15 protein-coding genes and 1 pseudogene are annotated in these 17,211 nt (G+C 40.8%); 5 read left to right on the plus strand and 11 right to left on the minus strand.

Annotation, left to right across the window (positions count from 1 at the left end; all coding sequences use genetic code 11):
* Positions 1 to 147, plus strand: a pseudogene (locus tag ABID56_RS03940) (IS30 family transposase); the annotation flags it as partial.
* Positions 148 to 212: 65 nt separating this feature from the next.
* On the opposite strand, the gene ABID56_RS03945 reads toward ABID56_RS03940, so the two are convergent.
* Genes ABID56_RS03945 through ABID56_RS03960 form a run of 4 tightly spaced genes read right to left on the minus strand, consistent with a single transcriptional unit; the run spans position 213 to position 4,113 of the window.
* Positions 213 to 1,250 carry an ABC transporter ATP-binding protein gene (locus ABID56_RS03945; protein WP_354219318.1) on the minus strand — a complete coding sequence of 346 codons (1,038 nt, stop codon included), beginning with the start codon at positions 1,248 to 1,250 and terminating at the stop codon, positions 213 to 215.
* Positions 1,219 to 2,250, minus strand: coding sequence for an ABC transporter ATP-binding protein (locus ABID56_RS03950; protein WP_354219319.1), 1,032 nt, complete (start codon positions 2,248 to 2,250; stop codon positions 1,219 to 1,221). The genes ABID56_RS03945 and ABID56_RS03950 overlap by 32 nt, the downstream gene beginning before the upstream one ends.
* A 24-nt stretch (positions 2,251 to 2,274) precedes the next feature.
* Positions 2,275 to 3,198 carry an ABC transporter permease gene (locus ABID56_RS03955; RefSeq protein ID WP_354219320.1) on the minus strand — a complete coding sequence of 308 codons (924 nt, stop codon included), beginning with the start codon at positions 3,196 to 3,198 and terminating at the stop codon, positions 2,275 to 2,277.
* Between the two features lie 18 nt (positions 3,199 to 3,216).
* Positions 3,217 to 4,113, minus strand: a complete 897-nt coding sequence (locus ABID56_RS03960) for an ABC transporter permease (protein ID WP_354219321.1) — start codon at positions 4,111 to 4,113, stop codon at positions 3,217 to 3,219.
* Between the two features lie 389 nt (positions 4,114 to 4,502).
* Between ABID56_RS03960 and ABID56_RS03965 the strand changes: the two genes are divergently transcribed.
* Positions 4,503 to 6,263 carry a glutathione ABC transporter substrate-binding protein gene (locus ABID56_RS03965; protein ID WP_354219322.1) on the plus strand — a complete coding sequence of 587 codons (1,761 nt, stop codon included), beginning with the start codon at positions 4,503 to 4,505 and terminating at the stop codon, positions 6,261 to 6,263.
* Here ABID56_RS03965 and ABID56_RS03970 read toward each other — a convergent pair.
* The 6 genes from ABID56_RS03970 to ABID56_RS03995 form a co-directional block, all read right to left on the minus strand.
* Entirely contained in the window at positions 6,222 to 7,961 is a 1,740-nt protein-coding gene (locus ABID56_RS03970; RefSeq protein ID WP_354219323.1) for an IS1182 family transposase, read from the minus strand. The two genes, ABID56_RS03965 and ABID56_RS03970, sit on opposite strands and share 42 nt — an antisense overlap.
* A gap of 809 nt (positions 7,962 to 8,770) precedes the next feature.
* Positions 8,771 to 10,600, minus strand: a complete 1,830-nt coding sequence (gene typA, locus ABID56_RS03975) for a translational GTPase TypA (protein ID WP_354219324.1) — start codon at positions 10,598 to 10,600, stop codon at positions 8,771 to 8,773.
* A 92-nt stretch (positions 10,601 to 10,692) separates the two neighbouring features.
* The gene (locus tag ABID56_RS03980) at positions 10,693 to 11,817 is read right to left on the minus strand and encodes an MFS transporter (RefSeq protein ID WP_354219325.1); all 1,125 of its coding nucleotides are present in this window, start codon (positions 11,815 to 11,817) and stop codon (positions 10,693 to 10,695) included.
* A 116-nt stretch (positions 11,818 to 11,933) separates the two neighbouring features.
* The gene (locus ABID56_RS03985) at positions 11,934 to 12,938 is read right to left on the minus strand and encodes an ArsR/SmtB family transcription factor (RefSeq protein ID WP_354219326.1); all 1,005 of its coding nucleotides are present in this window, start codon (positions 12,936 to 12,938) and stop codon (positions 11,934 to 11,936) included.
* A 141-nt stretch (positions 12,939 to 13,079) separates the two neighbouring features.
* Positions 13,080 to 13,541 carry a hypothetical protein gene (locus ABID56_RS03990; protein WP_354219327.1) on the minus strand — a complete coding sequence of 154 codons (462 nt, stop codon included), beginning with the start codon at positions 13,539 to 13,541 and terminating at the stop codon, positions 13,080 to 13,082.
* A gap of 14 nt (positions 13,542 to 13,555) precedes the next feature.
* Complete coding sequence (locus tag ABID56_RS03995) at positions 13,556 to 13,846, minus strand: HesB/YadR/YfhF family protein (protein ID WP_354219328.1); 291 nt, start codon at positions 13,844 to 13,846, stop codon at positions 13,556 to 13,558.
* A gap of 154 nt (positions 13,847 to 14,000) precedes the next feature.
* Here ABID56_RS03995 and rarD point away from each other — a divergent pair, with 154 nt between their 5' ends.
* Positions 14,001 to 14,891, plus strand: coding sequence for an EamA family transporter RarD (gene rarD / locus ABID56_RS04000; RefSeq protein ID WP_354219329.1), 891 nt, complete (start codon positions 14,001 to 14,003; stop codon positions 14,889 to 14,891).
* An 82-nt stretch (positions 14,892 to 14,973) separates the two neighbouring features.
* Here the strand turns inward: rarD and ABID56_RS04005 are convergent, their stop codons facing one another.
* The gene (locus ABID56_RS04005) at positions 14,974 to 15,318 is read right to left on the minus strand and encodes a four-helix bundle copper-binding protein (protein WP_354219330.1); all 345 of its coding nucleotides are present in this window, start codon (positions 15,316 to 15,318) and stop codon (positions 14,974 to 14,976) included.
* Between the two features lie 134 nt (positions 15,319 to 15,452).
* Between ABID56_RS04005 and ABID56_RS04010 the strand changes: the two genes are divergently transcribed.
* Together ABID56_RS04010 and ABID56_RS04015 are read left to right on the plus strand one after the other, a co-directional pair.
* On the plus strand, positions 15,453 to 16,949 hold the full coding sequence (locus ABID56_RS04010) for a multicopper oxidase family protein (RefSeq protein ID WP_354219331.1): 1,497 nt from the start codon (positions 15,453 to 15,455) through the stop codon (positions 16,947 to 16,949).
* A gap of 19 nt (positions 16,950 to 16,968) precedes the next feature.
* Positions 16,969 to 17,199, plus strand: coding sequence for an SHOCT domain-containing protein (locus ABID56_RS04015; RefSeq protein WP_354219332.1), 231 nt, complete (start codon positions 16,969 to 16,971; stop codon positions 17,197 to 17,199).
* The last annotated feature ends 12 nt before the right edge of the window (positions 17,200 to 17,211 follow it).

Below are 17,211 nucleotides of genomic sequence, written 5' to 3' on the forward strand. Positions count from 1 at the left end.
TTTTTCCCTAAGAAAACGGATTTAGCTAAGATTGATGATTCAGATTTAGACAAAGCTCTGGACTTAATCAATCATAGACCAAGAAAATGTTTGAATTGGAAATCGACACACGAAGCTTTTCAAGAAGAACTGTTGCACTTAAATTGACAAACTGTCACAAGTAAAAACATAAAAATAAGAGCAGGAAAGTATTATTTCCTGCTCTTAATTATTTAAGCACGTACACTTGTTGTATCTTTTGTTGGTTGGTGCGCGCCTGTTTCGATATCTTTCATGTAATGGCACGCAGCTACGTGGCCATTTTCCATGTAATCTTCTTCGCGTAGTTCAGGCGCTTCTTGAGCACATTTTTCTGTCGCGAACGGGCACCGCGTATGGAAGCGGCAACCTTGTGGTGGATCCATTGGTGAAGGCACATCACCTTGTAAGAAAATACGATCGATTTTCTTCTCTGGATCCGGTACTGGAATCGCTGATAACAATGCTTTCGTATACGGGTGTTGAGGGTTTTCGAAAATCGACTTCGTATCACCCATCTCCACAATCTTACCGAGATACATCACGATGATTCGGTCAGAAATGTGGCGTACAACACCTAAGTCGTGCGCGATGAATAAATACGTTAAATTCATCTCTTCTTGGAATTTCTTAAGCAAGTTTAATACTTGCGCTTGAATCGACACGTCTAAGGCAGATACCGCTTCGTCGCAAACGATTAACTTCGGATTAACCGATAGCGCACGAGCAATACCGATACGCTGACGTTGACCACCTGAGAATTCGTGTGGGAAACGGTCTGCCTGGTGCGGCTGCAGTCCGACTGTTTCCATTAACTCGGCGATCCGATCATTACGCTGGTCTTGCGGTACCACGTTTTGAATTTCCATCGCTTCGTTCAACGATTGGCGAACGGTCATACGGGGATTAAGTGATGCGTAAGGGTCTTGGAAAATAATTTGTAAGTCTTTACGCATTTGACGCATTTCTTTTTTGTTAAGCGATAATAAGTCTGTATTATCGAACTCTACCTCACCAGCTGTCGGGTCATCTAAACGTAAAATCGCACGTCCAGTCGTTGATTTACCACAACCAGACTCTCCAACAAGACTAACTGTTTCACCTTCATAGATCGTAAAGGAAATGTCGTCGACCGCTTTAACGTGATTCACTGTACGGCCGAACACACCACCTTTGATCGGGAAGTATTGTTTTAAGTTTTTAATCTTCAGAAGTTCTTTGTTCTGGCTCATATACTTTCACCTCCGGATCGCCGTCCCATTCATCGGTATAAATCCAGCAACGAATTTGTTCTTCCTCGCCAATATCTTCTAAGGCCGGAAGTTTTTCATGACATAAGTCCGTTGCGAATGGGCAACGTGGCGCAAATCGACACCCTTTAGGCATCTCATGTGGTGCTGGCACTGTCCCTTTGATAGGCTCTAATTCTTCTTGGTCGACATCACTACGTGGCAATGAATTTAACAAGCCAACCGTGTATGGATGTCTTGGATTTTTAAATAGTGTATTAACGTCTGCATACTCCACAACTTTACCGCAGTACATAACAGCCACGTAATCACACGTTTCTGCTACAACGCCTAAATCGTGGGTAATCATAATAATCGACATATGAAACTCATCTTGCAGTTCTTTTAAAAGCTCTAAAATCTGTGCTTGAATGGTTACGTCTAATGCGGTCGTTGGTTCGTCTGCAACCAATAATTCCGGGTCACACGCAAGCGCCATCGCAATCATGACACGTTGACGCATACCACCTGATAATTCAAATGGATATTGTGTCACACGGCTACGAGGTGATGGGATACCTACAAGTTCAAGTAATTCAACAGCTTTCTCAGTCCCTGCTTCCTTACCTAAACCACGGTGAATCTTAAGCGCTTCACGTAGCTGCTGTCCGACTGTATAAACCGGGTTTAATGATGTCATCGGCTCTTGGAAGATCATCGAAATTTGGTTACCACGTATTTTACGCATTTGATTATCATTATATTTTAGTAAATTATCACCTTTAAAATTAATCTCGCCTCCGACGATTTTACCTGGCGAATCAATCAGTTGCAGAATCGATAACGCACTAATACTTTTACCTGAACCTGATTCACCTACGATTCCTAATGTTTTACCTTTAGGAACGTCAAATGTCACACCATCGACGGCTTTGACTTCATTTCCTTCAACGAAGAAGGACGTTCTCAAATCTTTTACTTCTAAAATCGTTTCTTGACTCATGTTGTAACACCTCGCTTTCTTTCATTAATCGTTAAGGTCAATTCGCTTGTTAAGGAATTTGTATGAAATATCGACAACTAAGTTTACGAGTACGAATACGACGGCAATGATTAGAATACATGCTTGTACAACTGGGAAGTCACGTTGTGTGATCGAATCAACTAGTAAACGTCCCATACCGTTAATCGCAAAAACAGATTCGGTTAAAACAGCACCTGCTAATAACGCACCGAACTGTAAACCAGCTACAGTAACAACTGGAATGAGGGCGTTTTTAAGAGCGTGTTTATATATAATAACACGTTGCTTAACACCTTTCGCGCGAGCTGTTCGGATATAATCTTGTGAAATAACATCCAACATACTCGAACGCGTCATACGTGCAATGATTGCGGCACCGGCTGTACCGAGTGAAATAACTGGTAAGACAATGCTCGAAGCCCCTTCCCAACCTGTTGGCGGGAACCAACCGAGATTAACGGCGAACCATTGAATTAACATTAAACCTAACCAGAAGTTCGGCATCGACAGTCCGAATAATGCAACGATCATAATCGTAATGTCCGCAACGGAATATTGACGGACTGCAGAAACGATACCTGCTATTAGTCCCATAAAAATACTCAGAATCGTTGAATAGATCGACAATTCTAATGTGATCATGAAGCGTGGGAACACTTCTTCCGCAACTGGTGTGTTATAACGCATTGATGTCCCTAAATCACCTTGAACGACACCAGAAATATAATCCCAATATTGAACAGGGAGTGGATCATTTAACCCTAGACTTTCTTCTATTTGTTCGATTGTTTCAGGTGGTGCGTTTTCACCAGCCATCAACTGAGCCGGGTTACCCGGTGTTAGGTGCATTAACGAGAACACTAAGATTGATACACCGAGTAATACCGGAATCAGCTGCAACACTCGACGAATTATATATACAGTCATCTTGTTTGCACCTCTTTCCTATTTTTTCATTTTCGGGTCTAACGCGTCACGTAAACCGTCACCAAAAATATTAAATGCTAACACAACAATAACAATGGCCATACCTGGGAAGAACGCAATATGCCCTGCGTTACGCATGTAACTGCGTCCATCATTTAACATAGCACCCCATTCTGGACGAGGCGGTTGCGCACCCATACCTAAGAATGATAGACCCGCTGCTGTTAAAATCGCTGTTGCAATGTAGAGTGTCGCATTAACGATAACAGGTGATAAAACGTTAGGAAGGATATGCTTGAAAATAATTCGTCCATCTCCAGCACCTAGCGCTTTAATCGCATCCACATATTCAAGGTTTTTCGCTGCGAGAGTAGAACCACGAATAATACGCGCAAATCCTGGAACAGCATAAATCGCAACGGCAATCGTTACGTTGATTAAGTTACCACCTAAAATACTGACAATGGCTAGCGCTAATAGAATACCAGGGAATGCGAGTAAAATATCAATTAAACGCATAATAACGGCGTCAATTTTACCGCCATAATAACCAGCAATGATACCAATAGGAATACCCATGGCAGCTCCCATAAACACTGATGCAAAACCAATGCCCAATGTTAACTTCATACCATGAACAATTCGGGTGAAAATATCTCGTCCTAAATGATCAGTCCCGAACCAATGCTCAGCTGATGGTCCAGCAAACTTGTTAATAACATCTGTTTCTGTTGGATCAGTTTGTAATATCCATGGTCCGACAAATGCAAAAATGACTAAAAACAAAATCGTGTAAAATCCGATTAAGGCAGGTACGTTTTTCTTTAGACGACGGTAAAAGTCTTTAATCGCTTTAACGCGTGGATTTTCAACTTTTGGTTGTGTCGTCGCTGCCTCTGCTTGTTGATTTGACACTATAGTTACCCCCTTTTTTAAATTAAACAATTTTCAAAAAATAAAACTAAAACGATTACAGCCGTTTTGTAAGCGCTTCCCTTGTGCTAGTCAATGAAAAATGGAATGTTGGCGAGTCTAGTTACTTCATTTATCATAAACGTTGATTTTCAACATTACAACAATTAATCTTGAATTAAGTCTATTCAGAATTGTATTACAACAACGATTTTATTCAAAAATCCCATTTATTACACTATAATTATACTTCTTATTGTATGTGAAATAACATTTTAGACTAAATTCAACCTTGCTAATAGTTTGAAAATGGTTTATATTATGTTTGTGAGCACACCTATTTTTTTAGGTACGTCTCAACTAATAAATATTTTCAAGGGGGTAACACAAGCATGAAGTCAAACAAAACACTTTGGCTTGTCGCTGCGATGCTCGTTCTATCATTATTCTTAGCAGCTTGTGCTGGCGGCAGTTCCGACGATGAAGGCGGATCTGGCGATGAAGGTTCTGGCGAAGAGCAGAACAATGAAGGCGAAGGTAGTGACGACGAAAACAGTGATGAAGGAAGCAGTGATGGTGAAGAAGCTTCCGGATCAGACGGTAACAACTTAGAAATTGCAATGGCAGCAGACATTGTTTCACTAGACCCACACGGTAACAATGACGTTCCATCTAGTAACGTTCGTAGTAACATTTACGAAACATTAGTAAAACAAAATAACGACATGGAAATCGTAGAAGGTCTTGCAACAGATTGGGAACAAGTTGACGACACAACTTGGGCATTCACACTACGTGAAGGCGTTATGTTCCATGACGGTACTGAATTTACAGCATCAGCTGTAAAAGCAAACCTTGAGCGTGTACTTGACCCAGCAATGGCGTCACCACGTACTTTCCTTTATGAAATGATTACAGACGTATCAGTTGAAGGGGACTATGAAGTTCACATCACAACTGAGTATCCATTCGCACCACTTCTTTCACACTTAGCACACGATGCTGGTGGTATGATCAGTGAAGAAGTTATTACAGCTGACTACGAAAACGCACTATCTGAAGCTGAACTAGACATGTCAGTTGAGGAATATTATGAACTACGTGCTGAAGGCGGCAGTGAGTTTGAAGACGTTTCAAGTCAAATCACTGAATTCGTAGGTACACACGTACAAGAAAATCCTTACGGTACAGGTTATTACCAATTCGATTCACGTACGTCTGGTGAATCTACAACACTAACTCGTTATGAAGATTACTGGGGCGACAATGCAACACTTGATAGCGTTACATTCAAAGTTGTTCCAGAACCTGGTGCTCGTATGGCTGAGCTAGAAACTGGTGATTCACATGTTGCGGATATCACACCAACACAAAAAGCTGGTGTTGAAAGTACAGAAGGTATTCGTGTCGAACAAGTACCATCAGTAAGCCTTTCTTATATCGGCTTTAACATGCAAAAAGAACCATTTGATAACAAGAAAGTTCGTCAAGCAATTAACTTAGCGATTAACCAAGAAGAGATTATCGAAGGTATTTACCAAGGTAATGGTACAGTTGCGACTGGTCCACTAGCGCCTGGCGTATTCGGTTATGACGATAGCGTTGAAGGTTTAGGATTTGAACCAGACCGTGCGCAACAATTGCTAAACGAAGCTGGTTATGAAGACGGTTTCGAAACAACACTTTGGACAAACGACAACGAATCTCGTGTTGAAACAGCTGTTTACGTACAAGACAAATTAAGTGAGTACAACATCGATGTTGAAATTGAAGAACTTGAATGGGGTACTTACTTAGAGCGTACAGCGAATGGTGAGCACGACATGTTCGTGCTAGGTTGGTCTACTGTTACAGCTGACGCTGACTATGGTCTATACGCTCTATTCCACTCAAGCGCAGTTGGTTCAACAGGTAACCGTTCATTCATCGAAAATGAAGAACTTGACCAACTACTAGACGAAGGTCGTCGCGAAACAGACCAAGAAGCACGTGCTGAAATTTACTCAGAAGCACAAGAACTTCTAGCTGATTTAGCACCAATGGTTTACATTCACCACTCTGACCACCTTAAAGGTGTCGGCGAGAATGTAGAAAACTACTCAGTTGACCCATTAGGTATCCATCAGCTTAAGAACGTTGAAATTACTAACTAATTCATCAACTTCATAAAAAGAGGCTGGGACATAACTAGCTAAAAATAACGTAAAAAAGGCACCAACCATAAAAAATATATGGTTTGGTGCCTTTTTCTTGCTTGAATCATCATATTTTAAGCTTGTTGGGGTGTTCATGGCAGTGAACTTTCTTAAGTTCACTGCCATGAAGGCAAACCCTAATTCATTTTTCACCTTCTCTTTGCCCCTGACGGACATGCGAGAGAAACACAAATTAGCCTTCAGAAATCCAAAAACTGGTTCAACATCAATCTTTCGCTTCCCATACAGTTCACCAGTTTTTTCATCCGAAAGCTTTTCTCTCGTATATGCTTTTTGTTCTTCCCATTTTTGATTATAGAAAATCCGACGATGATTGCCTTCTTTAGCTTTAGTACATGATGAACGTAGAGGACACCCTGTACAATCCTCGCATTCATAAACTTTAAAGGTTCTTGTGAACCCATCTCGATCGGTTCGATGTGAATTATAACGGTACGTTAATTGTTTATTATTTGGACAAGTGAACGCATCTTGTTCTTCATCGTAATCCCAGTTATAAAAATTGAACGGATCATGTTTGTACTTTCTTGTTTTCTCTTTCCGATATTGATTATAGGTAATAAGGGGAGTGCGTAATCGATTTTCAATGACATCAGCGTAATTCTGTTCACTTCCGTATCCTGCATCAGCGACAATGTATTCAGGTAGAGTGAAATAATAGTTTTCAATAAGGTCTAAGAAAGGACGTAATGTACGTGTATCTGTAGGGTTAGGGAACACATCATACGCAAGCGCGAATTGTCCTTCAGTCGCCAGTTGAATATTATAACCTGGTTTAAGTTGCCCATTCATCATGTAGTCATCTTTCATCCGCATAAACGTCGCATCATGGTCTGTTTTGGAATAGCTATTACGTTCTCCTAATATCTCAATATCCTTTTGATATTTTTCCTTGCGTTTAACGAAGTTCTTAAATTGTTTAAGGTATTGTTTAGGTTGTTTACGCTCTGATCGAAGTTGTTTTCGTTCAGACCCTTGATCACTCTCGTTAATTTTTTGATCGTAATCATTGACTTGCTCTTCTAACTGCTGCGCGATAGATTGAAGTTCTTTAGTCGTAAGTTCATCCGAACTTTCACGTTCGATTCCAGGTATGATTTCATTTTCTAGTAGCTCGTTGTACATGGTGTGAGATTTCTCAACTAACTGCTTACTGTAATTTTCAGTGGATTTACGCCAAACGAACGTAAATTTATTCGCGTTGGCTTCAATCTTAGTTCCGTCAATGAAAATGGCTTCTTCTTCAATCATGTTTTGTTCAACAAGCTGACAACGGAATTGGACAAAACATTGACGTAGTAATTCTTGAACTTGAGGCTGAACGCGAAAACGGTTAATCGTTCGATAACTCGGCTCATAACCTTGCGCCAACCACATCATTCTAATGCTGTCTTTAAGCAATGCTTCAATTTTTCTTCCTGAGAAAATCGATTGGGTGTAGGCACATAAGATAATTTTCATCATCATTTTAGGGTGATAAGCGGGGCATCCCGTATCATGAGAGAAGCTGGCGTATGCTTCTTCTGGGATTTGTTCGACTAAATTATTCACAGCGAAAGCAATATCATCTTGATCTAATTTTATTTCTAAATCTAAAGGCAAAACGACTTGATTCATGTTATAATGTTTAAACATAAGGATCCTCCTTTGGGGTTATTGCTGGTACTTTAATTCTATCAAAGGGGATCCTTTTTGTTTATCTAAAATGTTAAAAAACATAAAAAAATCGTGGAAGACATCAAAATTGATGTCTTCCACGATTTTTCATTTCAATCACTGGGTTTTGTCCCAGCCTCTTTTTTTGGCTCAAAATATTGGCTCTACAATATTTGTTGGGGTAGAGACACAATTCAACGTGAGGGTTTGATGGCGGCCGTTGGCGTCAGGCGATCCGCTTACGGTGGATGCTTGCACCTATAGGGCACAAGTGCAACATCTGCTCAATCTCACTACGTTCGTTTTTTCGCAGTGTTTTCTATGCAGGGGCACGGCTCGAGCCAGGCAACTACATCGAATAAGCTTCTCTGCTACTTGCACCGAGGAAGCCTGCTTCGAAGCGTTACGAGAAGACGCAGGTGCATCCCTCGGCCGAAAAGCATGGCCTGTGGGGTCTCGAGACGCGTGCTGTTCCCGTGACGACCCGGACGGTCTAATGTCGACGTTGGTCACAAAAGCTGATTTCATAAGCTTCCTTGACTAATTCTGCGCCGAGTACTCGCAGGCGCAGGACGTGACCGCTTTTAGTCGACCAGGCGTCACCACCTAAGCTCCTCACCTAACACCAACTAAGCGTTTTGATGAAACAAAAAGCACGCAAACTCCCTATTTGTTATCCTTGTTTTATACCACCAAAACAAAGAATCTTCGTGCATATGCACCACAATAAATAAGCATCGATGTGAACTCAATAAAATGAGTCCTCATCGATGCTTTATACTTAACTTCTATTTCCCTGTTTTACGTTTCTCTTCACGTTCACGTTCACCTTTATGCAAGATCTTCTTGCGTAAGCGAATCGATTCTGGTGTGACTTCGCAGTATTCATCATCATCTAAATACTCAATCGCTTCTTCTAACGTTAATTTACGAGTACCTTTTAGCGTAACTGTATTGTCCTTCGTTGCTGAACGAACGTTGGTCAGTTCTTTTGCTTTCGTTATATTGACGGTTAAATCATTATCGCGATTATGCTCACCGACAATCATACCTTCGTAAACTTCTGTGTTTGGTTCAACGAAAATCGTTCCACGGTCTTCTAAGTTCATAATACTGTATGGTGTTGCTTTTCCTTTTTCTTGTGAGACAAGCACACCTTGACGACGACCACCAACTGACCCTTGAGCAAGAGGCTCGTAAGAATCGAAAGAATGGTTCAGGATACCATAACCACGTGTTTGGGACATGAATTCCGTTGAGTAACCGATTAAACCACGAGATGGCACTTTAAATTCGATTCGAACTTGGCCATTACCTTGGTTAATCATATCGACCATTTCACCTTTACGTGCACCAAGTGATTCCATAACAGGTCCGGTATAATCTTCAGGTACGTCGACTTGCACGTGCTCATAAGGTTCACATTTCACACCGTCAATTTCTTGAATGATGACTTGTGGTTTTGAAATTTGTAATTCGTAACCTTCACGGCGCATGTTTTCGATTAAAATTGATAAGTGAAGCTCACCACGACCAGATACAATCCAAGCATCTGGTGATTCTGTCTCTTCAACACGTAAACTGACGTCTGTTTCAAGTTGTGTTAATAAACGCTCCTCGATTTTACGGGACGTGACATGCTTACCTTCTTTACCTGCAAATGGGCTATTGTTCGTGACAAACTTCATTTGCAGTGTTGGCTCATCAATACGAAGAATTGGCAATTGATCGTGATGATTCACATCACACACCGTTTCACCGACGTTAATGTCTTCGAGTCCTGCGATCGCGACAATGTCACCCGCTTCAGCTTCTTCAATTTCAATTCGTTTTAAGCCAATAAAACCGAATAATTTATTGATACGCTGATTTTTCACAGAACCGTCTTTCTTCATGAGCGCGACTTGATCGCCGACTTTCATGCGACCACGGTAAACACGGCCAACACCAATACGTCCGACGAAATCGTTATAATCAAGTAGTGTCACTTGGAACTGTAACGGTTCATCCGCAAGTGGTTTCGGTGCTGGAATATAATCTAAAATCGTTTCAAACACCGGCTCCATTGTTTCCTTTTGGTCATCTGGTTCATAGCCAGACGTCCCTTGAATGGCTGATGCATAGGCAACTGGGAATTCAAGTTGTTCATCGTCTGCGCCTAATTCAATAAATAAGTCTAATACTTCATCAACGACTTCTTCAGGACGAGCACTCGGGCGGTCAATTTTATTGAGTACGACCATTGGCTTCAAGTTTTGTTCTAATGCTTTCTTGAGTACGAAACGCGTCTGTGGCATGCACCCTTCGTAAGCATCGACGACGAGCATAACGCCGTCTACCATAGTCATAATTCGCTCAACTTCACCGCCGAAGTCAGCGTGACCCGGTGTATCTAAAATATTAACCCGCGTATCACCGTAATTAATCGCGGTATTTTTAGCGAGAATCGTAATGCCTCGCTCTTTTTCTAAATCATCCGTATCCATCGCACGCTCATCAATGTTCTCATTATCACGAAACGTGCCAGAATAGTGCAACATTTGGTCCACTAATGTTGTCTTACCATGGTCGACGTGCGCGATAATGGCGATGTTACGAATATCTTTTTGCTCTTGCATAAAAACGCTCCATTTCTTTTCGATAAATTTCCTACCTTAGTCATTATATATCAGTTCCCGTTATCTGTATAGCTTTAAACGTTACGAGAGGATTAGTCAACTGTACGAATTGATCTTGCAAATAACAATACACAGATTCCAACGACAATGAGACATATTGAGCTTAACAATAATATCGTATCAATAGCAAATCCGATTGAAATCATGAGTGATGTTAGCAAATAGGAGACAGGAATAAGCCCCATTGACGCAAAGGACATTAAGCTCATGATACGCCCAATATATTGCGACTCCGTATTCGCTTGAATCGCCGAAATAATCGGAACGTCAATGATTGATATCACGAAACCGATCAAACTAATAAAAATCAAGCTCACGATTAAAACCGTCGTTAAGCTAAAGGACACCATAAATACGCCAAGACTCATCAGACCAATTAACGCTACGATTCCTCGTTTCCGGTTTACATTTAAAAATCCGATTAACAAAGCCCTCAGTAGCGTTCCAACGCCTAAAGTGCCACTTAACAAGCTATACGTGAATTCGTCGCCATCTAAGATATCATGAGCGAAAATAGGTAAACCGACTTGCATCGGGCCACTCAAAAACAAATTCAACGCAACCGATGACAACATAAGCGCAATCATAAACGGTGACTGCTTTAAATAACGAAAACCATCTTTAATATTGTGCCATATAGATGCTCTCTCATCCGTTTGGCCATCATGAATGGTAACATGCTTCCGAATGATGATATCAACCCCTGCGGCTAACAGAAGCATAACACTGACGCACGCAAACATGATTTCATATGATCCAATACCAATAATAAGCCCTGCCAACAATGGCCCTACAATCGTCGAGGCACGTTGCGTCGTTTGAACAATCGAATTAGCACGCGTTAATTGGTCGCGGTCGACTAAACTCGGCATCAATGACGAACTTGCTGGCCAGAAAAATGCATCCAACAACCCGAACACAAACGACAATCCAATTAATACGGCAATCGAAAATAAATCAACAAACAACAAAGCAACCACAGCTATGAGCAGAAGTCCTTTCGTTAAATCCGATAACAGCATAATGGTCGCTTTATTAACCCGATCGGCAATCGCCCCACCTATTAACATAAACAGTAGACGGGGCATGGAACTGGCAAAAAACACGAGGCCAAGTTTCGCTTCTAGCTGCAATTCATCGACGACATACCAGTTCACCGTAAATAAATAAAACGAAACACTTAATGTTGAGGCTAATAACGTTAAGAAAAAAGAATGAACAACTTATTGCGCATTAACGAAACAGCATGTTGGTCACTCATGTCCCTATCTCCTTATTCGTCACCTAAAAATAATTGATTTAATGCTTCTACCACTTGACGCAATTCCGCCTGATTCAACGTGTAATACACTTTATTTTCATCACGGTCTGATTTAACAAAGCCTAGATTGAGTAATAACGATAAATGGTGCGAGACCGTTGAATTGGAAACGCCTAATGCTTGTGCGATTTCATAGCCATAATGAGGACGTTTTTTGAGTAGCCGAAGCATTTGAAAACGTCTCTCATCCGTTAATATTTTTAATAACTCCAACACTTCTTTATCGTCATGGAACTTGCGAATCACGTGATATCTTTGCATACCAACTGTTAATAAAACGACGTTGTCTTGTTCCATCACGCTGAAACCTAAATTAGAACTATAAGACGGCATCACGACTAACGATTTATCGCCACCTTCGTTCACATATTCTTCAGCTAATTCAGTCGCAAATTGCCGGTATTCTTCCTTTTGAAACGTTTGCTTTGCCTCATTACCTGCTTCATTGATTAACGCTTGATGGGGGGCATAATAGGTCCATACGTCGTGGAACAGAGCCGTTAGTCGTCTTTTTAATTCGTCTATATGGTCCACAAAATAAAGCAATTTCCATTTTTCTGACTCGGGCACGGCCAATTGTTGAATTCGCTTTTCATGTGTTTCAAATTCTAGTCCCTCACCAATAAATCCTGGCGTCGTAATCGCGTATCGAATCGCATGTTCATCGAGTTCGTTAATAGCATCAATTAACTGGTCAACAGACGTGAGAGCATCCCGTTGATACAACTCAGGCATAATCGACAATGCGATTCTACTATCTTCTTGGAAAAACACTCTCAACTCATCAATCGTCGCTTGCGGAAGTGTGGCGTTAACATCGCGCAACCATTTTTCTACGTTGTTATTTTGGATAATCGACTTTAATCGGTCATCAACCTCCTCACGCCCTGCATTCGTAATACGATACATAAACAGCATAAAATCGTTCATCGGTAAAAATGTTACACTATATTTCATGATAATCGAAACTCCTTTTCGTCATTAATCGAATGTATAATCATACTACAACTGCAACTGTATGTTATAAAAGTCAAATATGTTATTTGATATTCATCGAAAGTTAAGTTTTAATGAGTTGATCCCACAAAAAAACACCCCTTACGATGAAGGAGTGCTCGTCTCATTTAACTCGTCTAACACAGGGTAAACGGCTTCGATACCGTCTTCTGCAATGCGACAAGCTATGCCGATTGGTGTTTCCCAAAAATGATCCGGAATCACCGGGTTTTTGAGTCCTGCCGGTTGATACAAGGCCTTATAAATCCGGTCTAAATGGTCGCGTGTCGTTTTCCGGTCGATTTCTTTTTCCCCACGTGCGATTAAAAACATATAACGCATCGATTGAAAAATATTATCCCCTGGCATAAAGGTAAAGTTTTTGAACAAATATAACTGTTTTTCTGCTTGTTCGGAAATGGCTTGATTAATCGCCAAATCATCTAGACGTTCGTACAGCTGATTGTATAATAATTTGAATACACGCCGCTTCTCTTGTTGCATGACATCGTCAGTATAAACCGTTTTCAACACGTCATACGCTGCTTCTCGCGTCCACGTCATGTGATCTCCCTTTCTTAATTCAATGATTCATCAGAATAAGCGACTTCGCCATCTTTTAACCCAACATATAAATCTTTTTCATCAAAAAACCAAATGTCTTTTTCGTCAATTTGAAAAGAGATACCTTGCTTTTCTGTCGTCACCTGTGGTTCATTAGCACTGCCAATCGCCATGCCAATCGAAAAGCCGGATTGGAATGGGCTGTCACCACCGTATTTCGGATAAAACTGAATCGCATCGCCTTCTTCTAAATCCATTTCGTTTTTAAACCAGTTCACTGCTTCGTCGGTAATGTTGATGTTCATGCTAAACCCCCTCATCGTCTGCTACTTTTAGTGTATCGAAAAGAGGCGAAAACAACAAATTATTTCCCTTAAATCTATTGCAAAATTGTTTCGGGTATCGTAAAATTTCATGAACGCCTTAACGCGTTAAAATGATGTCGTCAGGGGTGACAACATGACAGAAGAACGTATCGGAATCCTTTATGCGACGTTCGCTTATTTACTTTGGGGCTTCCTGCCGCTTTATTGGAAATTAATCGAACACGTCCCTGCATGGGAAATTTTAGCGCACCGTATTTTTTGGTCGTTGATCTTTATGGTGATGTTTATCGTGTTGATACGACGGTGGCACTTATTCGTAGCCGAAGTGAAATCACTTTTTACCAATATGAAAACAGCACTCGGGATTAGCGCAGCCGGGATCGTGATTAGTTTGAATTGGGTGACATACATATGGGCAGTTAACTCAGATCACGTACTCGACGCGAGTCTTGGTTATTATATTAATCCGTTAATCAGCATATTATTTGGCCTTATTTTCTTAAAAGAACGTTTTAGTCGTATTCAGTGGGTCGCGATCGCACTGGCATTTATCGGTGTCAGTTATATGACGGTTAATTTAGGGTCATTCCCTTGGGCGGCGTTAGCGCTGGCGATGACGTTCGGCATTTATGGTTTATTGAAAAAAGTCGTGCAATTGAACGCAATATTTGGCTTAGCGATTGAGACGATGATTGTCGCACCGATTGCCTTTATTTATATCGCAAGTCTTGAATCGACTGGCGGTGGTGCTTTAGGCAGTTCATGGTGGACGACGCTTATTTTAATCGGCGCTGGTATTGCGACCGCCATCCCACTTTTGCTTTTCGCACAAGGGGCTAAACGGATTCCATTATCGTTGATTGGCTTTCTACAATACCTCGCGCCAACGCTCATGCTATTGATTGGCGTTTTCTTATACAACGAACCATTTACAACTGTTCACGCTGTGACGTTTATCCTCATTTGGATCGGGCTAATTTTATACACGTACGAACGCGTGAAGTTTTTACGACAAACCGGTTGATCAATAGAGTTAATTTATTTTAAAAAAGGCGAAGGCGCATCGGATCATCTCCTTTGACGCTCTTCGCCTTTTGACATTCAAATTAACCTGCCATTTGTCGGCATGCTTGAGCACATTCACGACAAATTTGTGCGCATTGTTGACAATGGTCATCTTGCATTTTTTCACACTCAACAGCACACTGTTCACACACTTGCGCGCACACGCCGCAAAGCGTCACCGAAAATGAACTATTCCGCGCCATATATTGTGTTGTTTGACCACAAATTTCTGCACAATCGTGCAACGTTCTAATACAGTTGATTCGTGATTGAACATCTGGCTCTTGCAAACAAGCCGTCAGACACTCCTCACAAGCTCGTAAACACTTTTGACACGCTTCAATACATGCGTCCATGTTTGTCGGGGATGTTGATAATACGCCCATTCTAATGCCTCCTTTTTCATATGTCACGATTAATATAACCTGCCATTGTATATTTCATACAATCAACGATAAAATTGCACAAAAACTGCAAACCATTAGGTTATTTTAGTTATAGAAGAAAGGAGGAACATTTCATGTATAAAAAAATAATAGGATTTGGTTTAATCTTTATTTTATTACTTGTTTCATATACTAGTTATCAATGGTTCATGACGCCAAACAATGGCTCTTTGAGTGTAACGAATGGCGAAACCAACATTGAAGCTCTATATGAGCAACAAAATTTTGAAAACAAAAATAAAAAGGAATACACACTCATAGCACAAGAAGAACAATGGCAACTAGATGAAAACAATAAGGTTAATGCATGGACATATAATGGCACAGTTCCTGGTGAGCCCTTACGTGTGACCGAAGGCGATGTTTTAAGCGTTAAGCTTAAAAACGAGCTTAGCGAACCTGTTACGATTCACTGGCACGGCGTCGTCCTCCCTAATGTTATGGATGGTGTTCCAGACTTAACACAAAAAGCTGTGCAGCCAGGGGAAAGCTACACATATGAATTTGTTGCTGATGACCCAGGTACTTATTGGTATCATTCGCACCAGGATAGTGCATACCAAGTTGATAAAGGATTGTATGGTTCATTAATCGTTGAAGAACGAGATGGACCAACACATGACAACGATCAAACGCTCATTTTAGACGAATGGAACATTGACGGACAAAACCAACTAACCAGCATGCCTAATATGATGATGGGTGGTATGTCGGGTGACGGTGAAGCGGATACGAAACAGTTATATGATCTGTATTCTGTCAACGGAAAAACAGGTGGTAGCATCGAACCCGTTGTCATTGAACAAGATGGTCAAGCTCGTATAAGAATCATTAATGCTGGCTACCAAGTTCAAACGTTATTGTTTCACGAAGGAAAAGTGAACGTCATAGCACGCGACGCATCTACCACAATTGACACAGGTCAAGATCGTAATCAAGTCGAGATTGCACCCGGGGAAAGAGTGGATTTAATAGTCACGAACAACCAATCTAAACCGTGGTTTATAACGAACACAAACACGTTATCTAACGGTTCAAACTTAGAGATTCCAGTCGTCAATAGTCCTGATCAAGCGAATATCGGCTCTGCAAAACCAAGTACTACTACCAACTCTGAAGATAATACGCCACTTATCGGGAGCAAGAACCTTATATTCCAACAAACACCTGAAACAGTTGATGTGAACTACAATATGTCACTAGACCATGGAATGAATATGGGACAAGGAATGGTCTTTCAAATAAATAATCAACAGTATCCCGAAACACCACCTATTGAAGTAAAAGAAGGGGATATTGTTAAAGTAACAATCGAAAACAATGGTCGATTCAACCATCCTATGCATTTACACGGTCACCGTTTTCAAGTTCAATCCAAAAACGGTCAAGCACTCAATCAACCCGCCCTTAGAGACTTAATTAACGTTAAACCAGGTGACACTTACACCATTTATTTCAAAGCAGATAATCAAGGAGAATGGTTATTTCATTGTCATGATAATAACCACGCAGAATTAGGCATGATGACGATCGTGGACTACAAAGGGGTTTATTCTCCCTTTGTTCAATAAATCGAAAGGAGTTTTTCATATGATGAATGGTCAGATGGGAGGCAATTTTTTCGGAAGCTTTATGTTTGGTTCAATTATGATAATTATCATTGTCTTAATAGTGCTCATTTTCCTTTGGATGTTTAAGAGCTCAAATGAAAATCAAACCACCCAAAACAAAGACTCATTAGACGTTTTAAAAACACGCTTAGCTAAAGGGGAAATTACAGAAGAGGAATATGAGCGCTTGAAAAAGAAAATTGAAAGTTAAAAAGGTGGCGCT

Source organism: Alkalibacillus flavidus (assembly GCF_040545925.1).
Taxonomy (GTDB): domain Bacteria; phylum Bacillota; class Bacilli; order Bacillales; family Alkalibacillaceae; genus Alkalibacillus; species Alkalibacillus flavidus.

Bases quoted from the DNA above. Each gene is read 5' to 3' on its own strand.
- ABID56_RS03945 (WP_354219318.1), bottom strand. From the start codon at position 1,250: ATGAGCCAGAACAAAGAACTTCTGAAGATTAAAAACTTAAAACAATAC.
- ABID56_RS03950 (WP_354219319.1), bottom strand. From the start codon at position 2,250: ATGAGTCAAGAAACGATTTTAGAAGTAAAAGATTTGAGAACGTCCTTC.
- ABID56_RS03955 (WP_354219320.1), bottom strand. From the start codon at position 3,198: ATGACTGTATATATAATTCGTCGAGTGTTGCAGCTGATTCCGGTATTA.
- ABID56_RS03965 (WP_354219322.1), top strand. From the start codon at position 4,503: ATGAAGTCAAACAAAACACTTTGGCTTGTCGCTGCGATGCTCGTTCTA.
- ABID56_RS03970 (WP_354219323.1), bottom strand. From the start codon at position 7,961: ATGTTTAAACATTATAACATGAATCAAGTCGTTTTGCCTTTAGATTTA.
- typA (WP_354219324.1), bottom strand. From the start codon at position 10,600: ATGCAAGAGCAAAAAGATATTCGTAACATCGCCATTATCGCGCACGTC.
- ABID56_RS03985 (WP_354219326.1), bottom strand. From the start codon at position 12,938: ATGAAATATAGTGTAACATTTTTACCGATGAACGATTTTATGCTGTTT.
- ABID56_RS03990 (WP_354219327.1), bottom strand. From the start codon at position 13,541: ATGACGTGGACGCGAGAAGCAGCGTATGACGTGTTGAAAACGGTTTAT.
- ABID56_RS03995 (WP_354219328.1), bottom strand. From the start codon at position 13,846: ATGAACATCAACATTACCGACGAAGCAGTGAACTGGTTTAAAAACGAA.
- rarD (WP_354219329.1), top strand. From the start codon at position 14,001: ATGACAGAAGAACGTATCGGAATCCTTTATGCGACGTTCGCTTATTTA.
- ABID56_RS04005 (WP_354219330.1), bottom strand. From the start codon at position 15,318: ATGGGCGTATTATCAACATCCCCGACAAACATGGACGCATGTATTGAA.
- ABID56_RS04010 (WP_354219331.1), top strand. From the start codon at position 15,453: ATGTATAAAAAAATAATAGGATTTGGTTTAATCTTTATTTTATTACTT.
- ABID56_RS04015 (WP_354219332.1), top strand. From the start codon at position 16,969: ATGATGAATGGTCAGATGGGAGGCAATTTTTTCGGAAGCTTTATGTTT.